This is a genomic window from Janthinobacterium sp. SUN026 (genome assembly GCF_030397625.1).
GTDB lineage: Bacteria > Pseudomonadota > Gammaproteobacteria > Burkholderiales > Burkholderiaceae_D > Janthinobacterium > Janthinobacterium kumbetense.
The window spans coordinates 206,706-222,477 of the sequence record NZ_JAPQNU010000006.1 but is presented as its reverse complement, the minus strand read 5'-3'; the positions used below and the strand labels follow the sequence as shown (position 1 = coordinate 222,477).

The 15,772-nt window shown below is 62.0% G+C and carries 14 protein-coding genes and 1 other RNA gene; 1 reads left to right on the top strand and 14 read right to left on the bottom strand.

Translation table 11 applies throughout. The annotated features are described in order from the left end of the window. From murF to rnpB, 7 genes are all read right to left on the bottom strand, one after another. Nucleotides 1–1,431, bottom strand: a complete 1,431-nt coding sequence (murF, locus tag OX459_RS24400; RefSeq protein WP_289906919.1) for a UDP-N-acetylmuramoyl-tripeptide--D-alanyl-D-alanine ligase — start codon at nt 1,429–1,431, stop codon at nt 1–3. 11 nt (nt 1,432–1,442) lie between these two features. Continuing rightward, nucleotides 1,443–2,951, bottom strand: coding sequence for a UDP-N-acetylmuramoyl-L-alanyl-D-glutamate--2,6-diaminopimelate ligase (locus OX459_RS24395; protein ID WP_289906878.1), 1,509 nt, complete (start codon nt 2,949–2,951; stop codon nt 1,443–1,445). A gap of 8 nt (nt 2,952–2,959) precedes the next feature. Further along, nucleotides 2,960–4,738 carry a penicillin-binding protein 2 gene (locus OX459_RS24390; protein WP_034748891.1) on the bottom strand — a complete coding sequence of 593 codons (1,779 nt, stop codon included), beginning with the start codon at nt 4,736–4,738 and terminating at the stop codon, nt 2,960–2,962. Next, the gene (gene ftsL / locus OX459_RS24385; RefSeq protein WP_034748894.1) at nt 4,738–5,007 is read right to left on the bottom strand and encodes a cell division protein FtsL; all 270 of its coding nucleotides are present in this window, start codon (nt 5,005–5,007) and stop codon (nt 4,738–4,740) included. The genes OX459_RS24390 and ftsL overlap by 1 nt, the downstream gene beginning before the upstream one ends. Next, on the bottom strand, nt 5,004–5,981 hold the full coding sequence (rsmH, locus tag OX459_RS24380) for a 16S rRNA (cytosine(1402)-N(4))-methyltransferase RsmH (protein WP_077399835.1): 978 nt from the start codon (nt 5,979–5,981) through the stop codon (nt 5,004–5,006). Before rsmH ends, ftsL begins: the two co-directional genes overlap by 4 nt. A 9-nt stretch (nt 5,982–5,990) precedes the next feature. Then, a complete protein-coding gene (mraZ, locus tag OX459_RS24375; protein WP_034748899.1) occupies nt 5,991–6,419 on the bottom strand; it encodes a division/cell wall cluster transcriptional repressor MraZ in 429 nt (142 codons plus the stop codon). 662 nt (nt 6,420–7,081) lie between these two features. Then, nucleotides 7,082–7,421, bottom strand: an RNA gene (gene rnpB / locus OX459_RS24370) — RNase P RNA component class A. Between the two features lie 231 nt (nt 7,422–7,652). On the opposite strand from rnpB, the gene OX459_RS24365 reads away from it, so the two are divergent. Continuing rightward, a complete protein-coding gene (locus OX459_RS24365) occupies nt 7,653–9,356 on the top strand; it encodes a thiamine pyrophosphate-binding protein (RefSeq protein ID WP_289906877.1) in 1,704 nt (567 codons plus the stop codon). Nucleotides 9,357–9,429: 73 nt separating this feature from the next. Here the strand turns inward: OX459_RS24365 and OX459_RS24360 are convergent, their stop codons facing one another. The 7 genes from OX459_RS24360 to OX459_RS24330 form a co-directional block, all read right to left on the bottom strand. Continuing rightward, complete coding sequence (locus OX459_RS24360) at nt 9,430–9,972, bottom strand: hypothetical protein (protein ID WP_289906876.1); 543 nt, start codon at nt 9,970–9,972, stop codon at nt 9,430–9,432. Between the two features lie 151 nt (nt 9,973–10,123). Beyond that, on the bottom strand, nt 10,124–11,221 hold the full coding sequence (locus tag OX459_RS24355) for a porin (RefSeq protein ID WP_289906875.1): 1,098 nt from the start codon (nt 11,219–11,221) through the stop codon (nt 10,124–10,126). Nucleotides 11,222–12,196: 975 nt separating this feature from the next. After that, nucleotides 12,197–12,634: a nuclear transport factor 2 family protein gene (locus tag OX459_RS24350; protein ID WP_289906874.1), complete on the bottom strand. Its 438-nt coding sequence runs from the start codon at nt 12,632–12,634 to the stop codon at nt 12,197–12,199. After that, nucleotides 12,631–13,398: an SDR family NAD(P)-dependent oxidoreductase gene (locus OX459_RS24345; RefSeq protein ID WP_289906872.1), complete on the bottom strand. Its 768-nt coding sequence runs from the start codon at nt 13,396–13,398 to the stop codon at nt 12,631–12,633. Before OX459_RS24345 ends, OX459_RS24350 begins: the two co-directional genes overlap by 4 nt. Beyond that, nucleotides 13,395–13,946: a DUF3833 domain-containing protein gene (locus tag OX459_RS24340; protein WP_289906918.1), complete on the bottom strand. Its 552-nt coding sequence runs from the start codon at nt 13,944–13,946 to the stop codon at nt 13,395–13,397. The genes OX459_RS24345 and OX459_RS24340 overlap by 4 nt, the downstream gene beginning before the upstream one ends. Next, complete coding sequence (locus OX459_RS24335) at nt 13,943–15,226, bottom strand: MFS transporter (RefSeq protein WP_289906870.1); 1,284 nt, start codon at nt 15,224–15,226, stop codon at nt 13,943–13,945. Before OX459_RS24335 ends, OX459_RS24340 begins: the two co-directional genes overlap by 4 nt. Next, nucleotides 15,223–15,771, bottom strand: a complete 549-nt coding sequence (locus tag OX459_RS24330) for a chalcone isomerase family protein (RefSeq protein ID WP_289906867.1) — start codon at nt 15,769–15,771, stop codon at nt 15,223–15,225. The genes OX459_RS24335 and OX459_RS24330 overlap by 4 nt, the downstream gene beginning before the upstream one ends. Nucleotide 15,772 lies beyond the last annotated feature (1 nt).

The following is a 15,772-nucleotide window of genomic DNA, read 5'->3' as shown; positions in this document are numbered from 1 at the left end:
TTAGTGAGCTTCCTTGTTATTGTTGTTTGAACCAATCAAATGCTGCACGGCCCGTTCCATCTTCATGAAACGGGAGCCCTTGATTAATACTGTTGCATCCGAACGGCCGGACAAATGCGCATCGAGCGCCGCCAGCAAACCGTCGAACTGTTCGAAATACTCCACGACCGTGCCTGATTCCTGGCTCGCGGCTGCCTGCGCCGGATTGACCAGATGGCGCGCCAGACCGCCCGTCGCCAGCACGTGTTCGATGCCTTTGGCGGCGGCGTAGGCGCCGATCTCTTCGTGGAACTGCTGCCCCTGCGTGCCGACTTCGCCCATCTCGCCCAGCACCAGGATGCGCGGTGCCGCGGCCTGCGCCAACACATCGATGGCCGCGCGCGCCGAATCCGGATTGGCGTTATACGTGTCGTCGATGATGGTGGCGCCATTGGCGGCGCGTTTTTTCTGCAACCGGCCGTTCACGGGAGAAAACGCCTCCAGGCCCTGCTTGATATGTTCTGGCGCGATGCCGGCGCCGATAGCGCATGCCACCGCTGCCAGCGTATTGCGTACATTGTGTTCTCCTGCCGCCTGCAAGCCCACGAAGAACTGGCGCAAGCCGCCGTCCTGTGCGCGCACGCTGACGAACAGGTCACTGCCAAAATCCTCGGCCGCGCGGTGCGTGCAGCTGACATCCGCCTCTTTCGACAAGCCGAAGGTGATGATGGCGCGCGCGCCGGCCAATTCGCGCCACACGGGCGTAAACTCATCGCCATGCGGGAAGACGGCCACGCCGTCATGCGCCAGGGCCGCCAGCGCGGCGCCGTTTTCGCGCGCCACCGCTACCACCGTGTGCATGAATTCCTGATGCTCGCGCTGCGCATTGTTGACCATCGCCAGGGTTGGCGCGGCAATCGCCGCCAGGCGGGCAATCTCGCCCGGGTGGTTCATGCCCATCTCGATGACGGCAGCCTTGTGTGCTTCATTCAGACGGAACAGGGTCAGGGGCACGCCGATCTCGTTATTCAGGTTGCCGCGCGTGGCCAGGCGCGCCTCTTCACCAAAGGCTGCCGCCAGGATGGATGAAATCATCTCCTTGACGGTGGTCTTGCCATTGCTGCCGGTGACGCCGATGACGGGCAAATTAAAACGGCAGCGCCAGTGGTTGGCGATGCGGCCCAGCGCGGCCAGGGTATCGGCGACCACGATGGCCGGCACCTTGCTACTGTCCCAGCCCGCCGGCAGGCGCTCGACCACCACGGCGGCGACGCCGCGCGCGGCCACCTGATCGAGGAAATCGTGGGCGTCGAAACTCTCGCCGCGCAGGGCCACGAACAGCGAACCGGCTTGGGCGCTGCGGCTGTCGGTGGACACACCGTCAAAAACGGTGTCGCCCGTCAGCTGTGCGCCGTCCAGCGACGGCATCAATTCAGCCAGGCTTGAATGCATCAGGCGGTCCATCAGTTCGTCCTCATCATCGTCAGGCGCGCGGACAGGGCCAGCTGCGCATGGTCGGCATCGGAGAACGGCAGTTTCTTGCCCTTGATTTCCTGGTACGGCTCATGGCCCTTGCCCGCCAACAGGATCACATCCGGCTTGGCCGCGTGCTTGATGGCCGACAAAATGGCCCCGGCGCGGTCTTCGATGGCTTGCGGCTGCGGACCGTCGGCACGCATGCCGGCGACGATCTGCGCGATGATGGCGTGCGGGTCTTCGCTGCGCGGATTGTCGCTGGTGACCAGCACGTGATCGGCCAGCTGCGCGATGGCGCCCATCTGCGGACGCTTGCCCGGATCGCGGTCGCCGCCGCAGCCGAACACGCACCACAGCTGGCCGCCCCGCTCCTGCGCCACCTGGCGTAAGGCAGCCAGGGTTTTTTCCAGCGCGTCAGGCGTATGCGCGTAATCGATGACGACCATCGGCGCTTCCTGGCCGCCCACCTGCTGCATGCGGCCCGGGGCTGGCTGCAGGGATTCGATGCCGTCGATGGCGGCGCGCAGACCGGTTCCGTGCGCCAGCAAGGCGCCCAGCACGGCCAGCGCGTTGCTGATATTGAAGTGGCCCACCAACTGCGTCTTGATCAGCGCAACGCCCAGCGCGCATTCCAGATGGAAGTCGGTGCCGGCATTACGGCTGCGGAACTGGCTGGCGCGCAGCATCAACACACCCGGCAAATCGGGCAAGGCGGCCGCATCCTGCAAGGTATAGCCGATGACCGGATACTCGCCCGCCAGCTTGCCGTCCATGTGGCGGACCAGGCGCAAGCCCATGGGGTCGTCCAGGTTGATGACGGCCGTTTTCAGGCCGGGCCAATCGAACAGCTTGACCTTGGCCGCCTCGTAGGCTGCCATGTCGCCATGGTAGTCGAGGTGGTCGCGCGTCAAATTGGTAAACATGGCGACATCGAAATGCATGCCGGCCGCGCGTTCCTGGTCCAGGCCGATCGACGACACTTCGATGGCGACGGCCTTGGCGCCGGCGTCGCGCATGGCGGCGAGTTTGCGCGCCAGCAGCACGGCGTCCGGCGTGGTGTAGCCGGTCACGTCGAATTCGATGGCGCCGCGCGGCTTGCACAGGCCTACGCCCAAGGTGCCGATGACGGACGACGTTTCGCCCAGGCGCGCCAGGGCTTGCGCCAGCCACAGCGCGCACGAGGTCTTGCCATTCGTGCCCGTCACGCCGGCGCTGAACATGGCGCTGTCGGGCATGTCGTAAACAGCATGCGCCACGGGGCCGGCCACGCGTTTCAGGTCGCTGACCAGCAGGTGTGGCACGCTCCATGCGGCGTTCCATTCAACGGCGTCGTGCACGATGGCGGCGGCACCCTGCTCGATGGCCGCTTCGATGAAATGCGTGGCGCCCGCGTAGGCGAAAAACACGTCGCCGCGCTGCACGCGGCGCGAATCGGACGTCAGCTGCCCGGACGGGGCAGCCGTTTTGATCCACAAACTGATGTCTTGTATGGTCATGAGTGACTTCACATGGCCTCCGGGCCGGCATTGGCCGGGACCACGATTTCGGTAACGGAGGAATCGGGCGGTACGTTCATCGCGCGCAGCGCGTTGGTCGCAATCGCCGCGAAAGCGGGAGCAGCAACCTGGCCACCATAGTGGGCCGGGCCGGTCGGTTCATCGATCATCACGGCAATGATGAAGCGCGGCGCCGACATCGGCACCATGCCCACGAACGAGCCGATATATTTGCGCGGCATCGCATAACGGCCGTTTTCCACTTTATAGGCGGTACCCGTCTTGCCGCCCACGCGGTAGCCGGCAACCTGGGCGCGCTTGGCCGAGCCGTGCGCGCCGGAGACCACGAGTTCCAGCATGGCGCGCATTTCGGCGGCCGTCTTCGGCTTGATCACTTGCTGGCCCACGGGCAGTTCATTGACCTTCTGGAACGACAGGGGAATCGTGTCGCCGTCGCGCGCGAACATCATGTACGAGCGCGCCAGCTGGATCAGCGAGACGGAAATGCCGTTACCGTAGCTCATGGTCGCCTGTTCCACCGGGCGCCACGACTTATACGGACGCACGCGGCCGGCAACGGCGCCGGGGAAGCCCCATTTCGGCTGCTGGCCGAAGCCCACCTTGGTAAACATTTCCCACATTTCCTGCGACGGCATGCCCAGCGCGATCTTCGAGGTGCCGATATTCGACGACATCTCGATGATTTCGGAGACATTGATCACGCCGTGCGGCTTGGTGTCGGTGATCGTGCGGTCGGCGATGGTGTAGCGGCCCGGGCCCGTGTCGATCAGGGTGCCCGGCTTGACGCGGCCCGTGTCGAGCGCCAGCGAGACCGTGATCGGTTTCAGGGTCGAACCCGGCTCAAAAGTATCGGTCATGACGCGGTTGCGCAGCTGCTGGCCCGTGAGCTTGCGGCGGTCGTTCGGGTCGTAGCTGGGGTAATTGGCAAGGGCCAGCACTTCGCCCGTGTGCACGTCGAGCACCACGGCGCCGCCGGCCTTGGCATTGAATTTTTCCACCGCTTCCTTCAACTGCGTAAAGGCGATGTACTGGATCTTGCTGTCGACGGACAGGGTCAGATCCTTGCCATCGTGCGGTTCGTGGATGAAGCCGATGTCTTCGACGATGTGGCCCAGGCGGTCCTTGATCACACGGCGGCTGCCGGTGGTGCCGACGAGGGTCTTCTGCTGCGCCAGCTCCATGCTTTCCTGGCCCACGTCTTCCACGTTGGTAAAGCCCACCACGTGGGTCATCACTTCGCCCTGTGGATAAAAGCGCTTGTATTCCTTGCGCTCGTCGATGCCGTCGATGCCCAGCTTGGAAATCTTGTCGGCCACGTCCATCTCGACCTGGCGTTTCAGGTAAACGAAGCTGCGGTCCGAATCGAGCTTCTTGCGCAATTCGTTGACATTCATTTCCAGCAGGCCGGCCAACGCATTGATTTTCTCGGGCGACGCCTGCAGCACGTCGTCGGGAATCGCCCAGATGGCTTTCACAGGGACGGACGAAGCGAGTACCTGGCCATTGCGGTCGGTGATCTTGCCGCGCGTGGCCGGCAATTCCAGCGTGCGTTCATAGCGCGCCTTGCCCTGCTTTTGCAGGAACTGGGTCGAGACGCCCTGCAGCCACAGCGCGCGTGCGCCCAGGCCGGCGAAAGCGAAGAACAGCAGGAACAGAACGACGCGCGAACGCCAGACGGGCAGGCGCACCGCCAGTACGGGGTTCTTCGAGAATGGCACGCCTTTCGATGCCGCCACCCGGCCGTTGCTGTTACCGCCCAACTTCATTATTCGCCCTCCGTCAGGTATTGCGTACGCGCCGCCGTCAACGGCGTCATGCTCAGGTCGCGCCGCGCGATCGATTCGATGCGTTCATGCTTGCCCAAAGTGGACTGGTCCAGCTGCAGTTGTGCCCAGTCGATGTCGAGCTGGCGCGACAGCGCTTGCGCGCGCTCCAGGTCGATCAACAGGTGGCGCGACTGGTATTGCGCGTTCACCAGCGACAGGCCGCAGCACACCAGCAGGGCCGACAGCACGACACACAGCTTGCCAGTCATCGGGCGCCGCCGTTTGCAGGGGCGGCCAGCGGCAGGCGCTGCGCCACGCGCATCACGGCCGAACGCGAACGGGGGTTGCCCTCGATCTCGGCGTCGGACGGCTTCATCTTCGAAATCAGCTTCATTTCCGGCTGCGGCAAGTCCACCGCGCGGATCGGCAGGCGGCGGTCAGGCTGCTCCACGTTCGCCTTCGAGGCGAAGAAGCGCTTGACCATGCGGTCTTCCAGCGAATGGAAACTGATCACGGCCATGCGCGCGCCGGGCGCCAGGCAGGCGTACGCCTGGTTCAGACCGATCTCGAGATCCTCGAGCTCTTTGTTAATGAAAATGCGTATGGCCTGAAAGGTGCGGGTAGCGGGGTCCTTACCCTTCTCGCGGGTCTTGACGGCGCCTGCCACGATGCCGGCAAGCTGTCGTGTGCTTGAAATTGGCTGGACTGCCCGGCCAGCAACAATCGCCTTTGCAATCTGAAAAGCAAACCGTTCTTCCCCATAATCGCGTATCACTTTCTCTAAATTCTGCTCGGTTTCCACCGCCAGCCATTCGGCCGCGGAGATGCCGCGCGTAGTATCCATGCGCATGTCCAGCGGTCCGTCGTTGCGGAAGCTGAAACCGCGCGCCGCGTCGTCAACCTGCGGCGACGAGATGCCCAGGTCGAGCAGGATGCCGTCCACCTGCTGCACGCCGCGTTCGGCCAGGCTGGCCGTCATGGTGGCAAAGCTGTCGTGGACGATTTCAAAGCGGGGGTCGCCGATCTGTTCGGCCGTGGCGATCGCCTGCAAGTCCTTGTCGAAGCCGATCAGGCGCGCGTCGGAGGCCAGGCGCGACAAAATCAGGCGGCTATGGCCGCCGCGGCCAAACGTGCCGTCGACGTAAATGCCGTGCGCGCGGTCGCCCGACAGGTCGAGCGCATCGACCGCTTCATCGAGCAGCACCGTGCGATGCTGAAATTCCGGCACCGTGAGTTGTGTCATTACGGAGCCTTAGAAAGAAAAATTGGAAAGTACATCGGGGGTGCCGGCATCGATCGCCTGCTGTTCTTTGTCGGCCAACTTGGCGGCATCCCATATTTCAAAGTGGCTGCCCATGCCGATCATCATGACTTCGCGCGCCAGCCCGACGGCGTTGCGCAATTCAGGCGAGATCAGCACGCGGCCGGCCGAGTCCAGCTCGACGTCGACGGCGTTGCCGAGGAAGATGCGCTGCCAGGCGCGCGCCGACATGGGCCAGGCGGCGATTTGCTGGCGGTGGCTTTCCCACACGGGACGGGGGAAAAACAGCAGGCAGCCATCGGGGTGTTTGGTCAGGGTCAAGCGGCCTTCGCATTGAATCGCCAGCGCGTCACGGTGCTTGGCAGGGATAGACATCCTGCCTTTGGCATCGAGATTGATTGCGGACGCGCCTTGAAACACGGAAGACCTTTTTTGAGCTTGGGTTGCGACGCTTGCGCATCATGATGAAAAGGGAAAATTTCCCACAAAAACACACTTTTTCACACAGTTGCCCACTTTAGAGGAAGCAAAGATAGTGGTCAAGCGGTTTCCGATTGGCAAAACAGGAATTTTATTAATGAAATTAAGGACTTAGCGCATATCGTTGAAGGAGTCTCAAATAAAAATATATCGATAAATTAGATACTTATGAAAGATAGTGAATGTGCTACCTCATCTGCACACATGTGTTTTCCTACCGTAAACATCGAAAAAAACGAAATCGAAAAATTGAATTTTTTACAGTTAGTTGACACATGACAATAATTTCGTCATCCAGACACAACAGCAATCAGCCGCAACGTAAGACTTGGTTTAAAGCAAAAAATAATCGTCCACGGCGCGTATCGGCCCTGTTTTCAGGGGTTGGCCTGACGCAGGAAAACTATTTTTGCAATGCAGCAATTAATTGTAGATAAGAAACTTTAACCAATTATTCACTTTTAGTTGTATATACAACTTTATCTTAAGTGCTATACTTTTAGAAACAAAAAAAGCCCCATTGCGGGGGCTTTTGCGTGGCGCGCAGCAGGAAAAGCCGCCGCTGCTGAGATGCTCCCTGGCAGGCCAGGGAGCAGGAATTCAAGTGAAGCAGGCCGGTAGGCCGGATTTTGTTACGGCGCCTTCCCTTGCAGGTCGACGCTATGACAGTCATTCCTCTAGGCGCCAGATTACTCGGGCGCTCAAGCTTTCTACCCGCACGCTCCGCGAGCAGCATCATCGCGTGCCTATTTGAAATTGCACCAGGTGGAGGTTACCGCGTTTCACCGTAACTTAATACGCTCGTCTCTGTGGCCCTATTCCTCGCCTTATACCTTGCGGCTTTCGACGGACGGCCGTTAACCGTCACCCCGCTCTATGGAGTCCGGACCTTCCTCCCGCCAGCGCATTGCTGCGCCGGCCAGCGACTGTCTGGCCTGCTTCACCCGCCATTGTACCGCGCCGCAGCATGTTTCTGCAAAAGGCCGCTGCAGGCGCGGCGCCGCCCGCCGGGCGCCCTCGTCGTCACCCCGGGGGATTGTGTAATTCGGTGTCGCCATTTCAAAAGCCGGGCCAAATCGGCTCACATAGAATGAGACAAGCTGCTTGCATGCAAGCGCATGCGCACCGCTTGCCCCACTTCTTTGCCACCCACTAGAATATAAAGAGCCGAACATGACGCAACAATCCCGTACCGGCGGCCAGATCCTGGTCGATGCCCTGCAGATCCACGGTGTCGACACCGCCTTTGGCGTGCCTGGCGAAAGCTACCTCGACGTGCTCGACGCCCTGCACGACTCGGGCATCCGCTTCATCATCAACCGTCAGGAAGGCGGCGCCGCCTTCATGGCCGAAGCCTATGGCAAGCTGACGGGCAAGCCGGGCATCTGCTTCGTCACGCGCGGACCTGGCGCCACCAACGCCTCGATCGGCGTGCACACGGCCTACCAGGATTCCACGCCAATGATCCTGTTCATCGGCCAGGTGGGCAATGATTTCGTCGACCGCGAAGCGTTCCAGGAAATCGACTACCGCCGCATGTACGGCCAGATGGCCAAGTGGGTGGCGCAGATCGACCGCGCCGAGCGCATCCCCGAATACCTGGCGCGCGCCTTCCAGGTGGCCACCAGCGGGCGTCCCGGCCCCGTCGTGCTGGCCTTGCCGGAAGACATGCTCATTTCGCTGGCCACGGTGGCCGACACGCGCGCCTACCAGCCGGTGCAGGCAGCGCCATCGGACGCCCAGCTGCAGCAGCTGCGCAGCATGCTGGCCACCGCGAAACAGCCGCTGGTCTTGCTGGGCGGCACCACCTGGACGCCGCAAGCGTGCGCCGACCTGCAACAGTTCGCGGAAAGCAATCACCTGCCCGTCGCCTGCGCCTTCCGCTTCCAGGACTTGCTCGACAATACCCACCCGAACTACATCGGCGACGTCGGCATCGGCATCAACCCGAAACTGGCCGCGCGCGTGAAAAATGCCGACCTGGTCATCGCCATCGGCCCGCGCCTGGGCGAAATGACGACGGGCGGCTATACCCTGTTCGACTCGCCCGTGCCGCGCCAGCGCCTGGTGCACATCCATACGGATGCCGAGGAACTGGGCAGCGTTTACCAGGCCGAACTGATGATCAACAGCGGCATGCCGCAAGTGTGCGCCATGCTGGCCGCCATGGCGCCCGTCGATGCTGCTGCATGGAAACATACGCCGGCCGAAGCGAAGGCCGAGCTGGCCGCCTACCAGGAGCGCCCGCCCATCTTCCAGGATGGCCAGGCACCGCTGGACCTGTGGCAAGTGACGCAAGAGATCATGGCGCAGGCGCCTCTCGATACCATCCTGACGAACGGCGCCGGCAATTACGCCTCGTGGGCGCACCGTTTTTACCGCTACGGCGGCATGCGCACGCAGCTGGCGCCGACCAACGGCGCCATGGGCTACGGCGTGCCGTCCGGCGTGGCGGCGAAGATCGTGCACCCCGAACGCACCGTGATCACCTTCGCCGGCGACGGCGAATACATGATGAATGGCCAGGAATTGGCCACCGCCGTGCAATACCAGGCGGGCGTGGTCATCATCGTCTTCAATAACCAGATGTTCGGCACCATCCGCATGCACCAGGAACGCGATTACCCGGGCCGCGTGTCGGGCACGACCCTACACAACCCGGATTTTGCGGCGCTGGCGCAAGCGTATGGCGCGCATGGCGAAGTGGTGGCTACGACAGAAGAGTTCGCCCCTGCCCTGCAGCGGGCGCTGGCACACGCCAAGGCCAACAACTTGCCGGCCTTGATTGAGCTGCGCTACGACGGCAACCTGATCACGCCGAACGCGACGCTCGCCACCATCCGCGCCACGGCGGAAAAGGCGCAAGCGGCCAAATAAGCCCCTTGCAGCGCTGAAAATAACAAAGGCCCGGTCGATACCGGGCCTTTTTCTTTTTGACAGCAGCAATCGCTCAGGCGGCGGGCGCTGGCGCGCTTTCCTCGGCAGGCACTGCCTCGACAGGCGCCTGCGGCATCGGCGGGCATGGCGTGCAGTTTTTCAAAGGGCGGCCGAAATCGCGCACGCGGCTCAGTTTCATGGGCATGCGCACGTTGCCGCCGCAATAATCGCCTTCCAGGGTCAGGGTCTGCCCGTCTTTGGAAAACTTGCCGACGATGGTGCGCTCTTCGCTGTCGGCGCCGGCGATGGTGAAGTCGAAGGCGCCCGTGGCGGCATCCAGGTTGACGTCGTTGGCGACGATGGGCCAGCTCAGGGCGCCTGCCGTGAATTCATAGATGACGGAATCGGCCTCGGCGAAGCGGTGCAGGGTCACGCGCTGGCCGCCGATTTCGCCGCTATCCTTTTGCAGGCACAGGTCGGAATAGACGGCCACGCCATAGCGCTCCAGTCCGGCCGGCTTCTTGCCCTTGACGGCAGCGACAGCGGCGCCCGTGGCGCCAGCGAGCAGCAGCGCGGCCAGCAAGGCGGCCAGGCGCGGCGATGTGTGTGAATACATGGCATTCCTTTACTTGGGTAACGGCACCATTATAACTGGCGCCGCCCATGCAAAAACGCGCCACCAGGACTAGCCTGGAGACGCGTTTCCTTGCTTTTCAGCATCCCCGAAGGGATGCTGGCAGCGGTACTAAGCTTCGCTTGCGCGAATATTAGAACGAGTGACGAACACCAACGTTGAACGCTTGGTCGCCCGAACCAACATTGCTGTTGTTACCAACGGTGTAACCAGCGTTGTTTTTGTTCGAGATCTTGGCGTACGAAGCGTAGGTGCTGGTGCGCTTCGACAGAGCGTACGAGTAGCCCACTGCGAACTGGTTCGCATCGGCGTTGATGCCCGATTTGTCGTTCACGTGGATGATCGAAGCCATCACGGTGCCAGCTGGACCAACTGGTACGGTTGCGCCGATCAGGGCGGTGGTGCTGTCGTTGGTCACGCCGCCGGTCGATGCCGTGGTGTACAGGTTACCAGCGTTGAAGTTGTTACGCAGCGAGCTGTTTGCACCTTTGTTGACGCCGTATGCAACATACGCTTTCGCTACTGCGAAGTCGTAGTTGGCAGCTGCCAGCCAGTTGCGTGCGCTGCCTGCTTCAACAACGGTCGTGCCCACTGCTTGGTCGTTGGACGTGGTGTTGTAAGCCAGACGTGCGTTCAAAGGACCGTTAGCGTAGCCAACCGACGCGCCGATTTGGCGACCGATTTTGCTGGATACCAGGCTCTCTTGGCCTTCGTTGCGGGCGCTGTAAGCAACGTCAGCATCGAAACCGTTGAAGTTTGGCGAGGTGTACAGCACGGTGTTGCTGGTACGGGTGGTGTTCGCTGGGAACAAGTTCTTGGCGGAACCCGAGTAACCAACTGCGAATGGATCAGCAACTTTCGACAGGGTGTTGTACCAAGGGGTGTATTGACGACCCAGGGTCAGGGTACCGGTCGTTTTGCTGCTCAGGCCTACGTAGGCTTGACGGCCGAACAGGGCTTCGTTATTACCTTGCGCGCCGGTGTCAACGTTGAAACCCGATTCCAGAACGAACAGTGCCGACAGGCCGCTGCCCAGATCTTCGGTGCCTTTGAAGCCGATACGCGAAGCCGAAGCAACGCCGCTATCGATTTTGTTGACGGTGCCGGCTTTGCCGCCGCGCTCGCTGACGAAACCAGCGTCAACGGTACCGTAGATAACAACGCTCGATTGAGCTTGGGCTACGCCAGTGGCTGCTGCCAGAACTGCCAGAGTGATCAGAGTTTTTTTCATTGCGATTTCCTTTAATTTTGAAGCAAAAAGTAATACAGCCTATGCATCTCGAGCTGCGCTCTAACAGAGCGCTTTTTATGAGTGAGGGCAAGGTCTCCACCTGCCACATTGCTGTTCCGGTCAGGGGAACAATTCACATCGGTATCGGCACGCTATTGCACCGATAAGCTTGAAGGCTGCAGAGCGACCGTATTTTCATGCGCCGGTTCGGTGCTCAAAGGGCACCGGAAGCGGCACTATAACGACCGTTTCACATTCCATCAAGTTCCAACATGTTACTTCCGGTACCAGGCCGAGGGCTTTTTCAGGCATCCCGACCATCGCCAACCGTACTACGCGACAGAGCCAGTGCCCCTTGCCAACCAATGCATTGGCCTGATTGACCATTCCATCATAGCGCATGCCTTGTCGTCACCCGTTGTATTAGTGCAACAGTATCAGGCGTGTGATTAAAACGTCAACATGCTTTACCCATCATTTGCCCTGCATGATTTACGCGACAAAGCGCACAATTTGTCAGGTGATAATGGATAAACGGGACGAAGCATACACGGCATCGCCAATGTTTGCTGCCGGATGCCCGAAAACGGGAAATAAGACGCCCTGTTTTGGTGCGTTGCCGCATTATTCAGGGGCGTAGACGCGATTTTCGACGTCGGCGCGCGCGTCAGGAAAATAGGCAGAGTATCAACATAATTACTGACTTTCCGGTAATTTAAATTGCTCACATAGAAATGTTTTCCATGTTTTCCGGCACGCGCGCCGGGTGCCCGCTTGGAACGGATGAGGACGACTCTTGCTTGCAAATTCCGCATCAGTTGAAACAATTTCTTACAATGTTGCCTTCTCAATATTTTGACATATTTGTGTCCAAAAAACGACACATTGACCGAAATCAAGTTTTTACCAGCCCAATTCCACACAATTTACTTTTTCTTTTTCGCATTTTTTGCTTAAAAGCATCAGAAAATACGCTCAGCGCCGGCTTGCGCGCCGGAGCATGCGCATGAAAGGGCCCAGCACAGGCAGCTTTTCATACAATTCTTCCGCCGCATCCCAATAATCGCGGTGCAATACCACCCGTCCCAGCCCGTCGAAACGCACATGTGTTGCTCCACGGATACATTGTTCGCCAGATACCAGGCGTTTCATGCGAAAACGAAACTCCCACGTCAGGAACGCCTGTTCCCCCTGCCCCAGGCTTTCCAGCACGACAAACCGGGGCGCATCGACTTGCACGAACATGTGCTCGAAGATGGCCAGGATGGCGGCATGCCCCTCCACCTCGTTGAACGGGTCCTTGAAACGGGCGTCTGGCGCGTACACGGCACCCAGCTGGGCCAGGCCCTCCAGGCTCAGGTGCTCGTAAAACGCCACCAGGCGCGCCAGCGCGCCTTCCATGGTTGCGCTCATAAGCCCGTCACCTTGCGGATCAGCCAAAAATAGGCGCGGTACGGCAACAGCCGCGCCAGGCGCATGGCATTGGTAAAGCGTTTCGGAAAGTGGATGTGGAATTGCCCCCGCTCGATGCCGTCGAGCATGGCGGCGGCCGCGTCCTGCGCCGTCATCAGGGCCGGCATGGTGAAATCATTGTTCGCCGTCAAAGGCGTGGCGACAAAACCAGGGTTGATTTGATACACATCAATCCCACGCGGATGCAAGTCCAGGTACAGCGACTCCGTCAGGTTGATCAGCGCCGCCTTGCTGGCGCCATACGCGAGCGCCTTGGGCAAGCCGCCATAGCCGGCCACCGAGCCGACGATGCCGATGCCGCCGCTGCCCTGGCGCAACAGCCACGGCAAGGCTGGCTCCAGGCAATTGAAGACGCCGCCCACGTTCAGGGCCAGCAAGCCCTGGGCCGCCTCAAGGTCGAAGCTATCGGCGCGCATGGCCTGATAGCCGCCAGCGACCACCAGTATCAGGTCGATATGCGTCCACTGCTGCTGCAATTGCATGCAGACGGCCCGCACTTGCGCATGCTGCGTGATATCGAGCGGCAAGGCCTGGGCCAGCGGCTGTCCCTCGCACAGCTGTTCCAGGCTGGCGCGATGGCGGGCCGACAAGGCCACGCACGCGCCCTGCTCCAGCAGCAAGGTGGCGCACGCGGCGCCGATGCCGCTGGACGCGCCGATGATCCACACGCGCTTGCCAGCCCAATTGCTGATCTTGCGATTCATGGGGCCGCCTCTGGACGCTTGCTGAACGATAAGGTGACGGCGCCCAGGCTGAAGCCGAACTTGCTCATGGCGGCACGGTTGAGCATGACCTTGTCATCCATCAAGAACATCCAGTCCTCGAAGTCGACGTGGTAGACCGTGCCATCGACGGGCAGCGCCAGCACGTATTGCCAGCGCAGCGCATTGCCCGCCACTTCGCCGATGGCTTCCCCGATCACGTCGGGCGCCGTGCCGATGAAGCGCCCGGGCGCCGTCTTGCGCAAGGTCCACACGCGCCGTTGCCGGCTGCCGTCCGCGTACGTGAAATCCTCGTCCAGGGTCCCCGTCTCGCCCACCCAACTGGCCCGCATCACCACGGTGAAACGTTTCACCACCTTGCCGGAACGGTCCTGGAAGATGCCGTGGGCATCGAGCGTGCCGTTGAAATACTGTTGCAGATCCAGTATGGGCAATTCCTGCGCGTACGTGGCCGGTGTGGGCGGCGTGGAACAGGCGGCCAGCGCCAGCAGCAAGGCGGCCAGCGGCAGGCAACGTTTGCAATAAGTCATGAAGCGCATGCGCGATTCTCCCGATAGTCACTATATATATGTTGTAGCGGCGCGCGCCACAGCAATAGCGCCGCCAGCAGTTTCAAAACACAGGGCAGCACGGCGTAGGCGGCAGACAGGGCCGGCAAGCCGCCGCTGCCGCTGCCCGGCACATAGCCGAGCCAGGCCAGCAGGGGCAAGGCAATGCCGGCCGCCAGCGCCAGGCTCATCTGCACGCCCCAGTTCCACCAGCCGAAATACGCCGCTTCGTGCCGCCCGGCATGGCCGGCCGCGCCGATCAACCCTGCCAGCAGGGCCGGCGGCAAGGCCAGGTCGGCGCCCAGCGCCAGGCCCGACAGCAGGCAGATGGCGGCAAAACCCCAGGCGGCGCCCTCGCCCAGGCCATACGCCCAGACAAACACGCCGGCGGCCAGCAGCATGGCGCCGCCCCAGGCGCGCGCCTCGCCAAAGCGGCGCGCCAGGGCCACCCACACGGGCATGGAAGCGGCCGCCGCGCAAAAGTAGACGATCAGGAACGGTCCCGCGTATTGGCCCAGGCGCAAGTAGTCGCTGGCAAAGAACAGGAACAGGGTGGCGGGAATGGCGGCAGCCACGCCATTGACGAGCAGGATGGCAAACAGCCAGCGAAACGCGCGCTGGCGAAATGGCAGGCGCCAGGTGCCAGCGGGCAGCGCCGCCGTGCCTTGGCGCAAGACCGGACGCGGCGCGCGCGCCAGCAGCAGCGCACCTGCCGCCAGCAGGCAGCCGGCAAAGGCCAGCGACAGGCCGTCATAGCCGAGCACGGACGTCAGCCCCGCCGCCAGGATCACGCCGAGCAAGCCGCAACCTTCGCGCACGGCCGTCACCCGCGCCCGCTGCGCGCGCGCCTGGCTCAAGGCCGCGCCCCAGCTCTGGTGCGCGATGCCGGCCAGGCCATAGGCGGCGTACACGAGCAGCAAGGAAGCCAGGAACCAGGCCAGGGTGGCCGCTTGCGGCATGGCCGGCGGATGGAACAGGGCGCCAAAGCCCAGCAACAGCAGCGGCAGAGATGCACCGACCAGCACGGCATAGCTGCGCCCGCCGCGCGCCATCCAGGCGCCGAGGGCCGGGTCGATGAAAGCGGCGGCAATGCGCGCCGCCAGCAGCACTGCGCCGATTTGCGCCAGATCAAGGCTGCTGCGCTGCGCATAAAATGGCGCCACATATATATAGATGGGCAGCGCCAGCATGGCCAGCGGCAAGCCGAACAGGCCATAACTGAACAAGGCTGGCAAGCTCAAGGCGCTGGCCCCGGCATTCATGGCAGCGGCGCCGCACTCTGCAGCAAGGCGGCGCGCAGCTTCGGCGCCGTGCTCGACGGCGACAGCCAGATGGCGAAGAAGGCGCGCGCGAAGTCGCCATCGTTCACGTCGGCCAGCACCTTGCCATCGAGATAAAAGCGCACGCCGGGCGCGATGCCGGCCCGGTAGGCGCCCGCGATGCGCTGGTCTTCCTTGACGTCAGGAAAGATGCGCTGCATGGTGGCCAGCCACGCCAGGCGCTGCTCCGGCGTGCCGGCGCCGATTTTCTGCATCTGTTCATAACTGGCTTCGGCGATCTTCTTGCCGTCGAGCGAACGCGCGTAACGCAATTCCAGCACGAAGGGCGCCGTTGCCGACGCCGCGCCCTGGTAACCGTTCGCGCCCACCCAAAGTTGCGCCCGATAAATACGCATGCCGAACCACGTGTATTCCCCCTCGCCCGCCAGGCGGGCTTCGGGTACGTCGGCCGCGATAAAGTCCGGCGGCGCGGCCGCGGCGCCCAACATGGTCAACGACAGCAAAGCGGCGACAAGCAGCTGGCGCATC